12 protein-coding genes are annotated in these 15,434 nt (G+C 57.4%); 10 read left to right on the top strand and 2 right to left on the bottom strand.

Features of this window, described 5'->3' with window-relative positions; all coding sequences use genetic code 11:
* The first annotated feature begins 4 nt into the window (after positions 1 to 4).
* The 3 genes from polA (at position 5) to OVA03_RS12675 (ending at position 5,550) form a co-directional block, all read left to right on the top strand.
* Positions 5 to 2,830: a DNA polymerase I gene (gene polA, locus OVA03_RS12685; protein ID WP_267525153.1), complete on the top strand. Its 2,826-nt coding sequence runs from the start codon at positions 5 to 7 to the stop codon at positions 2,828 to 2,830.
* Between the two features lie 487 nt (positions 2,831 to 3,317).
* Positions 3,318 to 3,725 carry a VOC family protein gene (locus OVA03_RS12680; RefSeq protein ID WP_267525151.1) on the top strand — a complete coding sequence of 136 codons (408 nt, stop codon included), beginning with the start codon at positions 3,318 to 3,320 and terminating at the stop codon, positions 3,723 to 3,725.
* Between the two features lie 145 nt (positions 3,726 to 3,870).
* Entirely contained in the window at positions 3,871 to 5,550 is a 1,680-nt protein-coding gene (locus OVA03_RS12675) for a methyl-accepting chemotaxis protein (RefSeq protein WP_267525149.1), read from the top strand.
* An 82-nt stretch (positions 5,551 to 5,632) separates the two neighbouring features.
* Here the strand turns inward: OVA03_RS12675 and OVA03_RS12670 are convergent, their stop codons facing one another.
* Positions 5,633 to 7,348, bottom strand: a complete 1,716-nt coding sequence (locus tag OVA03_RS12670) for a hypothetical protein (protein ID WP_267525147.1) — start codon at positions 7,346 to 7,348, stop codon at positions 5,633 to 5,635.
* Positions 7,349 to 7,573: 225 nt separating this feature from the next.
* Here OVA03_RS12670 and OVA03_RS12665 point away from each other — a divergent pair, with 225 nt between their 5' ends.
* From OVA03_RS12665 to OVA03_RS12640, 6 genes are all read left to right on the top strand, one after another.
* Positions 7,574 to 8,284, top strand: coding sequence for a response regulator transcription factor (locus tag OVA03_RS12665; RefSeq protein WP_189484665.1), 711 nt, complete (start codon positions 7,574 to 7,576; stop codon positions 8,282 to 8,284).
* Between the two features lie 19 nt (positions 8,285 to 8,303).
* A complete protein-coding gene (locus tag OVA03_RS12660; protein WP_267525145.1) occupies positions 8,304 to 9,860 on the top strand; it encodes a sensor histidine kinase in 1,557 nt (518 codons plus the stop codon).
* Entirely contained in the window at positions 9,857 to 10,309 is a 453-nt protein-coding gene (locus OVA03_RS12655; protein ID WP_267525143.1) for an HPr kinase/phosphorylase, read from the top strand. Before OVA03_RS12660 ends, OVA03_RS12655 begins: the two co-directional genes overlap by 4 nt.
* A 139-nt stretch (positions 10,310 to 10,448) precedes the next feature.
* Positions 10,449 to 10,853 carry a PTS sugar transporter subunit IIA gene (locus OVA03_RS12650; RefSeq protein ID WP_189485963.1) on the top strand — a complete coding sequence of 135 codons (405 nt, stop codon included), beginning with the start codon at positions 10,449 to 10,451 and terminating at the stop codon, positions 10,851 to 10,853.
* A 113-nt stretch (positions 10,854 to 10,966) separates the two neighbouring features.
* Positions 10,967 to 11,242, top strand: coding sequence for an HPr family phosphocarrier protein (locus OVA03_RS12645; protein ID WP_267525141.1), 276 nt, complete (start codon positions 10,967 to 10,969; stop codon positions 11,240 to 11,242).
* Positions 11,239 to 12,018 (top strand): hypothetical protein, encoded by a 780-nt coding sequence (locus OVA03_RS12640; RefSeq protein WP_267525139.1) that lies wholly within the window; start codon positions 11,239 to 11,241, stop codon positions 12,016 to 12,018. The genes OVA03_RS12645 and OVA03_RS12640 overlap by 4 nt, the downstream gene beginning before the upstream one ends.
* Positions 12,019 to 12,020: 2 nt before the next feature.
* Here the strand turns inward: OVA03_RS12640 and OVA03_RS12635 are convergent, their stop codons facing one another.
* Entirely contained in the window at positions 12,021 to 14,531 is a 2,511-nt protein-coding gene (locus tag OVA03_RS12635; RefSeq protein ID WP_267525137.1) for a TonB-dependent receptor, read from the bottom strand.
* Positions 14,532 to 14,830: 299 nt separating this feature from the next.
* On the opposite strand from OVA03_RS12635, the gene OVA03_RS12630 reads away from it, so the two are divergent.
* Positions 14,831 to 15,415 carry a YceI family protein gene (locus tag OVA03_RS12630; RefSeq protein ID WP_267525135.1) on the top strand — a complete coding sequence of 195 codons (585 nt, stop codon included), beginning with the start codon at positions 14,831 to 14,833 and terminating at the stop codon, positions 15,413 to 15,415.
* The last annotated feature ends 19 nt before the right edge of the window (positions 15,416 to 15,434 follow it).

Genomic DNA, 15,434 nt, shown 5'->3' with positions numbered 1-15,434 from the left:
ATAGATGAGCAGGAAATGTCTGGTTCTGGTGGATGGCTCCGGCTACATTTTCCGCGCCTATCACGGCCTGCCGCCGCTGACGCGTAAATCCGACGGGCTGCCGGTCGGGGCCGTCTCCGGCTTTTGCAACATGCTTTATAAGCTGATCAAGGAAAACCGCGGTGATGGCGGGCCGTCGCATCTGGCGGTCATTTTCGATGCCGGCTCAAAGACCTTCCGCAATGATCTTTATGAGGCCTACAAAGCCCATCGCCCGCCCGCACCCGAAGACCTGATCCCGCAGTTTCCGCTGATACGTGAGGCGACGATTGCCTTTGGGGTGCCCAGTGTCGAACTGGCTGGATTTGAGGCTGACGATCTGATTGCCACCTATGCCCGCATGGCGGTCGAGCAGGACTTTGACGTCACCATCGTCTCATCGGATAAGGACCTGATGCAGTTGGTCAATGACCGCGTGACCATGATGGAGCCGGTCAAGGCGGTCACTATTGGCCGCGAGCAGGTCTATGAGAAATTTGGCGTGCCGCCGGAACTGGTGGTCGATGCGCAGGCCCTGATTGGCGACACAGCCGACAATGTGCCAGGGGCGCCGGGCATTGGCGTCAAGACCGCTGCGCAGTTGCTGGCCGAATACGGCAGTCTCGATGCCCTGCTGGCCCGCGCCCATGAGATCAAGCAGCCCAAGCGCCGGGAGGCCCTGACCGATTTCCGCGATCAGATTTTGCTGTCGCGTGAACTGGTCAAACTTCGTGACGATGTGCCGCCGCCGTTCGATATCGACAGCTTTGCCCTCAAAGACCCCAACGCCGACGATCTGATCCCGTTCCTGACGCGGATGGAGTTTTCTTCTCTGGCGCGGCGCATGGGTGGGGCGATCACAGCGCTGGAAGAGGCGCGTCTGGATGCCGCTAAAACACCGTCCGCACCAATTTCACGCCCGCTTTACGGCAATATCGGTGAAAAGCCCGTCACCAGCGTCATTGAGCCGTTTAATCATGAATCTTACGTCTGCGTGCAGGATATCGACATCCTCAAAACCTATGTGGCACGGGCGCAAAAGCTTGGCTATGTCGCTGTCGATACCGAAACTGATGATCTGTCGGCCACCCATTCGGGGCTTGTCGGTGTGTCCTTAAGCCTTGGCGCCAATGATGCCTGCTATATTCCGCTGGCGCATGAAAGTGACGACGGGCTGGCCTTTGGCGACGCCTTGCAGCAAATCCCGATGGCCGAGGCGATTGCGGTTCTGAAACCACTGCTGGAAGACCCGTCGGTACTGAAAATCGGCCAGAACATTAAATATGACCTGAGCGTGCTTAAGCGCCACGGCATCGATGTGGCGCCCTATGACGACACCATGCTGATCTCCTATGTGCTGGAAGGCGGGCTGCACAGCCACGGCATGGATACCCTGTCGGAACTGCATTTGGGCCATACCCCGATTACCTTTAAGCAGGTGGCCGGCACCGGAAAGGCGGCCAAGAGCTTTAAATATGTCGGCCTGGTTGAGGCTACCAAATATGCCGCCGAAGACGCCGATGTGACTTTGCGTCTATGGCGGTTGCTGAAACCGCGCCTGCAGGAAAATGGTCTGCTGACGGTCTATGAAACGCTGGAACGCAAGATGCCAACGGTTCTGTCCGACATGGAACTGACCGGCATACGCATCGACCCGCAGGTTTTGCGCGGTTTGTCGCAGGACTTCGGCGTGCGCATGGGCGCGCTGGAACAAAAAGCGCAAGAGGTCGTCGGGCGACCGTTCAACCTCAACTCCCCCAAACAACTGGGCGAGATTTTCTTTGATGAACTGAAACTGCCGGGTGGCAAGCGCACGGCGTCGGGTACCTGGGCGACCGATGTTAAGGTGCTGGAAGATCTGGCCGAACAGGGTATTCCTCTGGCTAAAATCCTGATGGACTACCGCCAGTTGGCCAAACTCAAAGGCACCTATACCGACACCTTGCATCAGGTCGCCGATCCGAAAACCGACCGGGTTCACACCTCGTTCCATCTGGCCTCGACCACCACCGGGCGTCTGTCGTCCAATGAGCCCAACCTGCAAAACATCCCGATCCGCACCGGTGAAGGCCGCAAGATCAGAACCGCCTTTATCGCCAGGCCGGGCCATCGTCTGATCAGCGCCGACTATTCGCAGATTGAGCTTCGTCTGCTGGCGCATATTGGCGATATCGGCCAGCTTAAAAAAGCCTTTTCGGACGGTATCGACATTCACTCACTGACCGCGTCTGAAATGTTCGGCGTGCCGCTCAGCGAGATGACGTCTGAAATCCGCCGGCGGGCCAAGGCTATCAACTTCGGCATTATCTATGGCATTTCGGCCTTTGGTCTGGCCAACCAGTTGGCGATCCCGAACGATGAAGCGGGACGCTATATCAAGACCTATTTCGAGCGCTTCCCCGGCATCAAGGCCTATATGGACGCCACCAAGGCGTTCGTGAAAGACCATGCCTATGTGACGACCATCATGGGCCGGAAAATCCACATCCCCGACATCCATGCCAAGGCGGGCGGTCAGCGGCAGTTTGCTGAACGCGCCGCCATCAATGCCCCCATTCAGGGCACCGCCGCCGATATCATCCGCCGCGCCATGATCAGGATGCCGGGGGCGCTGACGGCGGCAGGCTTTAAGACCAAAATGCTGCTGCAAGTCCACGACGAACTGATCTTTGAAGCCCCCGATGATGAGGTCGAGGCCGTCATGCCGTTGATTGTCTCAGTGATGGAAAAAGCGCCGTTGCCTGCGGCTGAAATCAGCGTGCCGCTGGTCGTGGAGGCAAAGGCCGCGCTGAACTGGGATGAGGCGCACTAGGCCTCGCCCCAAAGTCCTTCGCTACCGCTCAGTGTACTTTGGGCCGGAAGAAAAGGCCGCAATGGACATACCCTTGCGGCCCTTTTGTTACTACAAAATCTTAACGCACATTGCCATTAAGACTAAACGAATTGCTTGAAACCCTACCGCGGCCAGCGCCGAGTGTGCTTAATTACACACTCGATTCTTCCATACCGGCTGCGGTAATAAGAACGCACATTTACGCGCCTTTCCATTCCGCTTCTCCAATCGGATAAGAGGTTGAAAACTTGCTAAACATTGCTAGATTAGTGGTGCGGTCACAAACTAGCCGTTTAGCGGTGAAAGTTGTCACCCCAGAAGAGGCCGCCTGGCCGGGCGGCTTCTTCATTTTTACTCCCGTTAATGCACCGGTGTCCGTGCGGGATAATCAGGCAGAATCATCGTATTAATCCTTTCCAAACGAACCTAACACCCCTGTGACCTTAGAGCAACTACTGTAACATATATGTCAGCCATCACCGTCAAACGCCTTGACCACATCAATATCCAGACCCGCGATATGGCGGGCACGATTGCGTTTTATCATGACCTGCTGGGGCTGGAGGCACGGGTCGCCCCTGAGCGTGATCCGTCCCTGCGGCAATGGCTGTATGACAGTGGAGACCGCGCCATCATCCACCTCAACCTGTTTGGCACCGACAACACCATCCCGCGCGAGGTCGTGCCCGGCGATCCAACCGGCGCCATCCACCATGTCGCCTTTGAGTGCGAAGGCTATGACGACATGGTTGAGCGACTAACCTCGCGCGGCCTCACCCACGCCACCAACGAAGTCAAACCGATTAATCTGCGTCAGATATTTGTCGCTGACCCTAATAACGTCCTGCTGGAACTCAATTTCCGCCAAAACTGATGCGTAGCGTTTGTAAACCCTGTTCAGACTTTATTTATCATACTCAGTTAACCATACCGTCGGGAGCGGTGGGAGGCTGAGCCACGCCTGTGGCATATCACCTTCCGGTCAGTGTATTTGTTTTGTGATGAAGGTTTGAATTCCCATGCTTAGCCGTCTTACCATTCGCGCGCGTGTTATCGCCGCCTTCGCCATCGTCCTTTTAAGCACTGCGGCCTTGGGTATATTTTCGATCAACCGCCTGGGCGTCGTCAATACGTCCCTAGATGAGTTGGGATCGAACTGGCTGCCAAGCGCCAATGTCCTTGGCGACATGTCCCAGGATTTTGAGCAGATGCGTCTGCGCCAAAGCCAGTTGCTGTATACGAGCGGTTCGGAATTTCAGGAAGCCCGCACCAAGGCCATAGCGTCGCGCGAGTTGCTGGAAAAAGATTGGAATGCCTACAAGCCCATGATCGCTGAGGGTGAAGAAGCCCAAATGGCCGCCGAGATCAGGAAGCAGCTTGATACCTACTTCACGAACTCAGACAAATTCCTTCAAATGGTCGATAGCGAAGACCCCACGGCCATGAATTTCTATATGAATGACATGCAGGATCAGTCGCAACTGTTGCGTAAAGCCGTCCGGGATAACCGCGCCTTTCAAACCAAAGAGGGCGGCGCTGTCGCCCAGGCAAGTATGGCCCTCGGTAAGCAAGCCTCGACCCTGATCCTGATCGCTCTGGGCATCACCGCCGCTGCGTCAGTCGCCATCGGCTTTGTGATGATCCGCACCATTTCCGCGCCGATCGGCAAGATGGCCGACACCATGCGCACTCTTTCAGGCGGCAACACCGAAGTTAAGATACCCAACCTCGGCGAACCCAACGAAATCGGCAACATGGCCGCCGCCGTCGAAGTCTTTAAGGACGGCATGATCCGCACCCGTGCATTAGAGGCCGAAGCCGTCAAGGCCCGCGAAGACTCCGAATATCAGCGTAAGCAAGCCATGATTGAGCTGGCTGATCAATTCGAAGGTGCCGTCGGTGGCATCGTTGAGATGGTCTCCGCCGCCGCCACCGAAATGCAGGCCACAGCCCAGCAACTGACCTCATCGGCACAGGAATCTGCGGCTCAGGCGACCTCAGTGTCCGCCGCTGCCGAAGAAGCCGGCACCAACGTCACGTCTGTTGCCGGCTCGGCCGAAGAACTGGGTGCCAGCGTCGCCGAAATCAGCCGTCAGGTCGATCATTCACTGGTTAAAGCGCGTGAAGCAGTAACCGAAGCCGACACGACCATGGCCATCGTCTACGAGTTGTCGGAAGCCGCAGGCCGCATCACGGGTATCGTCGATATCATTTCCGCCATCGCTCAGCAGACTAACCTGCTGGCGCTCAATGCCACTATCGAGTCGGCCCGTGCCGGCGAAGCGGGTCGCGGCTTTGCCGTTGTGGCCTCGGAAGTCAAACAACTGGCGCAGCAAACCGCCAAGGCCACCGAAGAGATCAATCAGCAGATCGCGGCCATTCAGGGCACCACTAAGCAGGCGGTGACGGCGATCGAAAATATTTCGGCCACTATCCGCGAAGTCAATGACTCCTCCACCACCATTTCGGCGGCGGTTGGGCAACAGGGTGCGGCGACCAGTGAGATCGTTCAGGCCGTCAATCAGGCCTCGATGGGCACCACCGAAGTGACCGTCAACATCACCGGCGTGGCCCGCATGGCCGAAGAAACCGGCGCCGGTGCGTCTCAGGTCTTGAGCGCCTCATCGGAACTGGCCGAGCAAGCCGAACAGCTTCGCCATCAGGTCAGCGCGTTCCTCGCCAGAGTGCGGGCCGCTTAAAAGCCAGTACATAGCTTACGAAAAGCCCGCCAAAACTTGATAGTTTTTGGCGGGCTTTTTTATTGTCTTTATGGGGAGAAGCTTACGCCGCCGCACCAATACCGGCGGCTTGCATCAGGGGCCTTAGCTGCATGAATGCGGCCGGATCACTCATCAGGTTCGTGCGGGCTTCCGGGCTTTTCAGCAGCTTCATCACCTCGGCCTTAGCCATGTCACTGACCGGCCCAAGCGGTGCCGATTGCCCGGCCGCAAAGCCCAGCAACAGGGTCAGTTTCTGCATCGATGATCCGCCGACCCGCGTGAGGTGCATCATCAGATTGACTTCGGACGCAATCGACGCCCCCAGCGCCCCCAGCTTATCCCGCAGTTCCTGCGCTTCCTTTTCCGGCAGCTCTGCCCGGATCAGGCGCTTTTGCAGTCCGGCCAGAAAGCTTAACCGCGTCGGTGCCGATTTGGACGCATCCCGGATTTCGCGTTCAAACCTGTGGCCGGTCAAACACCCGCTGACCCAACGCACCGCCTGACGCTTATTGGCGGAGCCGACGACATTTTCACACAACCAGATCAGGCGCTCAATCTCACCAAAAGCCGAGACCGTATCCTTGGTCAGGCTTTCGACGAAATCACTGGACACCAGCGTCTTGGAGCGCTCGGCAAAGGCTTCGGCAATATCCTCACGCTGGGTCTGCTCCTTGCCCGCCGCAGTCATGACCAGCGCCAGCGCCCGCAGGGTTTCAATCTCCAGCACCGGGCTTGACGGGCGCAGCCGACGCACGCTCTTCAGTTCGACCAGCAGGCGCTTGGAAATACTGGCCGAAAGCGCCTTGAAATGACCGGCTTCGATCAGTTTGAGGATATCGGCCAGAACCCCGGTCAGTTCCGGCAGGGTACGCGACACCACCGGGTCAATTTTCGCGACCATCTTCGCTTCCGGCCCGGCCACCAGCCGCGTCAGAATGGCAAGCCCCGACCCCAGATCAAGCTCCTGCCCCACAATGTCGGTCAGTGCGGTCTTGCCCGCAAAGATTTCCATGATCGGCGCTTCAAACACCTGAACCGCCCAGCCCCAGCCTTCACGACTTTCAGCCAGCCGGTGCACAAAGGGCAGCAGAACCTCCAGCTTGCCCGCAGGCGTCGTCGCCGCCTTCATTAACTTCGCTACACCGCCACCCAGCACATAGGCCTTTTCAGGGTGGCTGTTGATCTTATCGATCTGAGCGGTCAGACCGTCCAGCGTCAGATCGGGAAACAGGTTCTTGCGGCCATCACTGATGACGCGGGTGCACGCCTTATCGATCAAAGCCGTCCAGCGTCGCATGATTTCATGGATCGACGCGCCGGTCTCCTGCGCTTCGGGGACGGCCAGCTTTTGGGCGGCATGCTGCACGTCATTATTAGAGGCTTCAAACCGTTCCACCAGATCAGGCCGGTGCATCATTTCAAAAGCCGTCACCTTATAGCGCCGCAACCAGTCCTCAAGCAGACGCGCCACCTTTTCGCGGCCCTGGGCCGTATATAGCTCCTGCGGACTGCCGCAAATATTCTCGGCGGGCTGAGTCGGGCGGTCCTTTTTCTTTTGTTCAGGCGCGCCCTTGTTGAGCACGGTGAAGCTTTTGAATTCGCCGCTACTTTCAGAAAAGACTTCTTTGGTCACCATGACCGCGGCGGCGCGGTTTTGCGCCAGCATGTCTTCGGCCATGGCGATCGCCGCCTCGCGGTTTTCAACCGCCCCCTGAAGCGCCCAGCCGGAGGCTGGCGTTTTACGCGCGAACACTTCGTAATGGATACCGCCGGACATATTTCTGACCTTAATGTGACCACGTCATTCTGACGGGCTGTTGGTTGCCGCACTCTATTAAAAGCGCTCTAACTCATAACAATCCTTACACAAATGACGTTAAATTAAGGTTGAAGCCCACTTATAGCCCGATTAAGACCTTTAAGCGGTCAACTTAAAGACTAGAATTAAAGTCTTATCAGCCACATATTGACGACTAAGATAATTTGCGGAGACAGACCTGACATGGCGAAGATCACTTTGGTGGATGATGACGAGAATATCGTAACGTCCGTATCTTTGGCACTGGAAAGCGGTGGCCACACGATCACTGCCTATTATGACGGCGCATCGGGTCTGGCAGCACTTGAAAAAGACCCGCCTGATCTGGCGATTCTGGACGTGAAAATGCCGCGCATGGACGGCATGGAAGTCCTGCGCCGCCTGCGCGCGACCTCCAACCTGCCGGTCATCATCCTGACCTCCAAGGACGATGAGATTGATGAGCTGCTGGGCTTTAACCTCGGTGCCGACGACTATATGCATAAGCCCTTCTCCCAACGTCTCCTGCTGGAGCGGGTCAAGGCCGTCCTGCGTCGTGCAGGCATTGTCGAGCAGGGCGAAGCCCCGGAAGTCACCGAAGCGCTCAATGCCAAGTCGCTGAAACGCGGCAAGCTGGTTATGGACGCCGCCCGCCACGAATGTACCTGGGAAGGCAAGCCGGTGCGCCTGACGGTGACCGAATTCCTGCTGCTGCACGCTCTGGCTCAGCGTCCGGGCTTTGTCAAAAGCCGCGACAACCTGATGGATGCCGCCTATGACGATCAGGTATATGTCGATGACCGCACCATCGACAGCCACGTCAAGCGGATGCGCAAGAAATTCCGGCAGGTCGATGATGAGTTTGATTCGATCGAAACCCTGTACGGCGTGGGCTATCGCTACAAAGAAGCTTAACCCTTTGGCTGGGGCTTTGATGCCAAACCGGTTCAAATTCACCTTTGGCAATTCACGCCTCAGCCGGCTGGTTCTGGGGCTGAATTTGCTTGGGCTGCTGGTGCTGGTGGTGGGTGCTTTGGCGCTCAACGAATTCCGGCAGGGGCTGGTCGAAAACCGTAAAGAGTCCCTGACGGCGCAGGCCGACACTATGGCCGAAATCATCGCCGTCGTGGCGACGGTTGGTGATCCCCAGCCCTATCTTGAGGCCTCCAGCGCTCATTTGGCCCTGAGCCGTTTTATCCCCAAGGGACAGCGCGCCCGCCTGTTCAATGCCGAGGGCGAACTCCTGTCGGACAGCTATGTCGTGTCTGAGAGCGTCGATGTCCGGCCCTTGCCCCCGGCCCGTGACCGTGGTGAAGCCGCACCTGACCGCTCTGCTCAGACCGACAGTCTTGAAAAAGCACAGGCCGCACTGAGCGATGAGGTCAAGCTGGCCCTCGGCGGCACGCAGGTCACCTCGGTACGCCTCAACGAAAGCGGCAAAAAGGTCGTGTCGGTGTCGATCCCGATCCGGCGCGTTAAGATGGTGCTGGGGGTGCTGACCCTTGAGGCGGGCGATGTTGACGCCATCGTGGCGGCCCAGCGCATGGCCATGCTACCATTCATACTGGTGGCGGTCGGGGTCAGTTTGTTTTCGGCGCTTCTGGTCAACTGGCTGGTCAGCCGTCCGATCCAGCGCCTGTCCGCCGCCGCCGACAGCGTGCGCATGGAGCAGATTCGCGCTATTTCCCTGCCTGATCTTGAAACGCGTAAGGACGAAATCGGCACCCTGGCCCGCTCGCTGGAATCGATGACCGATACTCTGTCCAAGCGCATGGACGCGATTGACCGCTTTGCCGCCGACGTGTCCCATGAGATCAAAAACCCCCTGACCTCGATACGGTCGGCACTGGAAACCCTTAATCTGGTCAAGGATGACAGCGCCAAAGAACGGTTGATGAACGTCATCAATCAGGATGTACATCGCCTTGACCGGCTTATCACCGACATTTCCAATGCCTCCCGTCTTGATGCCGAGCTGTCGCGTGATGCACCCAAGCCGGTTGAGATCGGTGCCCTGATGGAAGATATCGTCTCGCTCTATACGCCCGACGATGACACGTCGGTTAGGGTGGTTTTCACCCGCGCCCTGACGTCGTTATCGTCGCGGGTTATCGGGCGGGAAGGCCCGCTGGGGCAGGTATTTCGCAACCTGATCGACAATGCCCGCTCCTTCAGCCCCCCCGGCAGCACCGTCCATATCCACCTTGGCCATTCGCATCAGGATCCGTCTTTGCCGTTGCATATCACCATAGATGACGAAGGCCCCGGCATCCCCGAAGACAATCTGGAAACCATTTTCGAGCGTTTTTACACCTCCCGTCCCAAGGGCACGCTGTTTGGGCGCAATTCAGGCCTTGGGCTGTCGATTTCACGTCAGATCATTGCCGCCCACCATGGCCGCATCTGGGCCGAAAATCGCAAGGACGAAGCCGGTAATATCACGGGCGCGCGCTTTACGGTGGCCCTGCCCAATACCTACGGCCCGTTATGAGTAAGCTTATTGTTCACGCCACCTCCATCAGTTGCCTGATCGGCGACACCTGGCAGGGCGTGCTGATTAGCGGGCCGTCCGGGGTGGGGAAAAGCGATCTGGCCCTGCGCGCCTTATCTAAAGGGTGCGCCCTGATCAGCGACGATTATTCGGTGTTATGGCGATCTGGCGACCACCTCTATGCCGGGGCGCCTGACACCATCAAAGGCCGGATCGAAGTGCGCGGCGTCGGCATCACTACCTTGCGAACCCGCCATTTCAGCCGCATCAGCCTTACGGTGCACTGCCAAAATTCCGCTGTCGAACGCCTGCCCGAACCGGAGTTTAGCGACATACTTGGCCTGAAAATCCCGGTCCTGAGACTTAACCCAAGGGAAGCGTCAAGTGTGGCCAAACTGCTTATATCCCTGACACAAACCGTCCGCGCACCCTCAATTCGCTTGGATTAGGACTAATTTACGCCTAAACAGGTAAAAGGACTTTTTGCAGTGCATACAATCCGCTAAGATCAGCGGTCTTGGCCCAAAGACTATCAGGGCTATGACAGCGGTTCCGGATTTTACGGATCGGTTTGAGGAAGTTGTCTTTATGATCGGGCTTGTGATCGTAACCCACGGCAGGCTGGCGGAAGAGTTCATTTCCGCCATGGAACATGTTGTGGGTCCGCAAAGTGCCGTAACGGCAATCTGTATCGGTCCTGAAGACGATATGGCCCGCAGACGTCAGGATATTTTAGAGGCGACCTTTGCCAACGATCTGGGTGATGGCGTGATCCTGCTGACCGACATGTTCGGCGGCACCCCGTCCAATCTGGCTATCTCCGTCATGGAGCAAACCAAGGCCGAGGTCATTGCCGGCATCAACCTGCCCATGCTGATCAAGCTGGCCTCTTTGCGTAAGAATGAGCCATTATCGACCTGCGTGCTCCATGCCCAGGAAGCCGGCCGCAAATATATTACCGTGGCGTCTTACGTCCTGTCGGGCGAAAGCTGAATTAATCTTACCTGAATATTAACCCAAACGTCTTTTTATCAGGCTTGATGAGGACGCAGGCTTTGCGCATGGTAGCGTCCATTCCAAGCAAGTTCGCAGGGTTGCCCACAGTCATGAGCGTCGCACACGCCGAAGTCGAAATCTGCAACGAAAAAGGGCTGCACGCGCGCGCATCAGCCAAGTTCGTCAAGCTGGCCGCCACCTTCAACGCCCAGATCTATGTCCTGCGCGACGACCACCGCGTCGATGCCCAGTCGATCATGGGCCTTCTGATGCTGGGCGCCGGTAAGGGCAGCCATATCGGCATCGAAGCCGAAGGCCCGCAGGCCGCCGATGCCGTTCAGGCGCTGGTCGATCTGGTCTCTGATCGTTTCGGAGAAGAGGTATGATGCGTGCCGCCGTTGCCACAATTATCCTGTACCTGACCGTTCCGTCCCTCGTTCTGGCCGAAGAATGGGATGCCGCGGCGGCTGATACCCCAAAACCTGTGGTCAAGCGGGTCGCCAAAAAACCGATCGTCAAGAAAAAGGCTGAAGCCGCGCCGACCTTGCCCGCAGCCCCGGTGCCTTACACCAGCTTGAAACCCGCGCCCATGGCCGCCGTTCAGGCGGCGCCGCTTAAGCCGATCACCTCATCGCAACCGGTCGCGGCCATTGGCGCCCCATCCGTGATGGATATGGCCATCCCTGAACCGCCACCACCGCCCGCGCCCCCCACTGTGATCGTCAACCTGAAAACACCCCCGGCGACTAAGGTAAGCGCGCGCGAAATTACACTGAAATGCGATACGGTGACGACGACGGGCAAAGACCACACCACACGCGGCACGTTTTACCTCAGCCTGATCCCGTCTGAGACCTTTCCGGATACGGCGGCGGATTTCAAGGTCATGTCCATCGACCCTGACCACACCTCGATCATCCGTGATACGCTCTGTTTCAGCTTTCGATGCAATGCCGCCGTCAGCCCGGCCTATTACGAACTGATCGATCAGACCCAGAAAAAGGGCGGCTATCTTAAGGTATCGCTTAATCGCACGACGGGCGCATTCTACGGCCAGAAGCACTGGGCCGAGGATAAGCGCTTTGGCCTCGGATCTACCGAAACCCTGTCCGAAACTGGCACCTGCCGCCCGCAAGGTACGGGCGGCCCGGCACTGTTTTGAGGTTAATACTTTAGTTTCAAGGTCACGCCATACATGCTGGGCTCGCCCTGAATGAAGGTGGCGATCCCCAGAGTATCGCCGACATTGCCCGCGTCCTTGATATAGTCTTCGTCGGTGACATTGGTGCCAAACAGCTCAACTTCCCACGGCCCGCGCGCAGGCTTGAAGCCGAGACGCAGATTAAGCAGGCCATAGGCGTCCTGTGTTTCATCCTGTTTGGTGTCGGCAACCGGGCGAAGCCCCGCCACCGCTGGCTGGAACTGCGGCAGGTCATTGTTATCGTCAAAATAGACTTCCGACTGCCAGACATAGCTTGGGGTGAACGACAGTGTCCCCAGCCCAAACTCCTTTTTCAGGCGTGCGCCCAATGACACCGTATGATCAGGGCTCAGACGGAAATGATTGCCGTCATAGAGGCCATTTCCGAAGCGGGCATGGTTATAGGCGTAGGTGGCGAACAGATCGACGCCCGGTGTGGCACGGTAATAGGTTTGCGTTTCCAGACCATAGGCCTTGGCTTCACCGGCGCTGACCGTGATGACATTGCCAGTATTGGTGGCGACCGACGTCTGGAAGTTGTCGTAATGATAATAATAGACCGCCGAATCCCAGCTCATGCGACCATCAAACAGACGGGCCTTAACCCCAGCCTCAAGGCTGTCGACCGTCTCAGAATCGGCTTCGGTAAAGACCGCGGCACTCAGCGGGGTGCTGCCGGAATCGCCGCTTAAGGTCTTGGGCTGGCGTCCGCGCGAGATCGACGCGTAGGCATTGAGCGTATCGCTGAACAGATAGCGCCCGACCAGACGATAGGTGAAACCGTCATCTTCAAAATCGCGGTCAATGCGGTTGCCGTTACCGGCGGTCGGCTGCTTGAATATCCCCAGCGGCAGGCTAAGCGCCCCCATCAGCGCCTGATTGAATACCGCCGTCTGCTGTGCCGATGACGGCATCATACCGGTCGCCTGCACATATTGAGTAACATAGCTGGTCACGGTCGACTGAGCAAAGCTGGCCGAGGCCAGACCGGAATTGCCGACAACGCTGGCCGAGTAACCCGATGTCTTGTCGTCCTTGGTGTAGCGCACACCGCCGCTGATCTCGAACTTCGGCGTCAGGCGATAGGTAATATCCCCAAAGACATCAAAGGAGCGCGTCTCACCAAAGCTGGTCGAGGTTTCGCGGTGGGCCGGATCGAGCAGCGGGTAAAGCGCCGCCAGTGACGGGGTCGATTGCAGGGCGGCCTGAATGAACGGATAGGACGGCACTGTCGGGCGCGGCAACTGATTGGTCAGAAATACCGAAGCGACGCGCTCATCGATCTGAAGCGGCACCGCCGTGCGGGCCTCCTCGTCGAAATAGCTGACACCGGCAAACCACGACAGCTTATCATTGCCATCATAGTTGAGGCGCAGTTCCTGGGTCCAGACCTTACCGTAAGCATCTTCGCCGAACACGGTTAGCGGCAGGGACATGCCATCGGCATCGAACACTTCCGAAGCCGTAAAGCGGCGATAGGCGCTTAAGGATGACAGGCTTAAGGTGTCGCTGATCTCATAGCGCCCCAGCACCGTCGTGCCCCACACATAGCGCTCTAAGCCCAGATCGCGTCCGCCCTTAAAGCCACCCGCCGCCGACAGGGCCGCCCCGCTGTAAGGGCTAAGGTCGCCGATGACGGCCCCGGTTTGCGGATTTGTCGGCGTGAAGGTGCCGGATTTAAAGCCCGTACCCGCCGGTGTATCTTCCTGATAGTTGACGATGACATCAAAATTCAACCGATCGGTCGGCGAATAGCTGATGACCGCCCGCGCGGCACGGGTATCGAGGCTGTTGAAGTCCTCGCCGCCCAGCAGATTTTCAGTATAACCGTCGCGCGATTTGAAGCGGGTCGCCAGACGCACCGCCAGTTTATCCGTAACCGGCAGGTTCATCATAAGTTCAGTCAGGCGGTAATCATAATTGCCAAAACCGACCTGCGCTGATGCATCGAAATCCGTCGGATCAGCCTTGTTCTGAATGACATTGACCGCCCCGATCAGCGCGCCGCGCCCAAACAGGGTCGATTGCGGCCCCTTAGCGATTTCAACACGGTTCAGATCGAACAGTTCAATATAGGCGCCGCGCGACCGCGAAATGCTCAGGCCGTCCTGAAACACGGACACGCGCGCTTCGCCGGTGGCGGTGCCGGAGTCAGACGTTATGCCACGCATGATAAAGCCCGGATTGTTGGGCGACTGATCCTGAACCTCAAAACCCGGCACGAACTGCGCCAGTTCCTGAAAATCAGTTATGCCGACATCGTTCATAAAGGATGAGTTGAACGCCGTCACCGCCGCAGGGACGCTGAGCAGGGTCTGCTCACGTTTTTGCACGGTCACGATGACTTCGGTGATCGGCTCATTCAGAGGTGTTTGGGCGACAGGTGTTTGCGCATGGGCGGCACCTGCCATTAGTGCCATGAGGCTTACGCTAAAGCTTGCCGATTTCATCAATCTACCTGTAACCGTCGCCATAACCGCACCCACCTTTGTTAACCCAAAACTTACCTTGACCTACACAGGGCTAGTGACACTATGTTTACAAATTATGTCAGGCCCACAATGTGGTCACTTTGAAATATGGGTGTCACCCAAAGGCTACAGTATATGCCGGTGCACAGCCTGCGTAATCAGGCTATAACTGTGTCATGTTATAAAATCGTGCCTGAAATTTTTAAGCCTAAAACTTTCCATCTGTCTTGAATTGTCAATTCGTAACCATTATAGTTACGTTTCAAGTTTGCGTACCTCACACCCCAATCAGAGATCACATCATGACCAAATCCTTCCTCAAATCCGCCCTGGTGGCTGCGGCCCTTCTGGGCGCCAGCTTCTCCCCGGCCTTAGCGGCCCCTGAAACCTACGCGATTGAGCCTACCCATACCGAAGTCCTGTTTAGCTGGACCCACTTTGGCTTCTCCAAGCCCACGGGCAAGTTCATGAACGCCGTCGGCACCCTGGTGCTCGATGAAGCCGCCCCTGCCAACAGCTCAGTCGAAGTCACCTTTGCCATTGACGGCCTGAACACCGGCGTCGCCAAGCTGGATGAGCACCTGAAAAAGCCAGACTTTTTTGACGCCGCCAAGTTCCCGACCGCAACCTTCAAATCAACCAAGGTTGCCGTCACCGGCGCTGATACCGCCAAGGTCACCGGCGATCTGACCATTCACGGCGTCACCAAGCCGGTCACTCTGGATGTCAAGCTGAACAAGATCGGCGAAAACATGATGAAGAAAAAGACCGCGGGTTTCTCGGCGACCGGCGACATCAAACGCTCTGATTTTGGCATCGGCGCCTATGTGCCGGCCGTCTCCGATGAAATCACCCTGACGATCACAGCCGAAGCCAACCTTAAGTAGGCTTACATTTAAATCGCTA

The sequence above is a fragment of the Asticcacaulis sp. SL142 genome, assembly GCF_026625745.1.
Taxonomy (GTDB): Bacteria; Pseudomonadota; Alphaproteobacteria; order Caulobacterales; family Caulobacteraceae; genus Asticcacaulis.
Note: the sequence above shows the minus strand (reverse complement) of the source record. Positions and strands in the feature narration are given on the sequence as shown.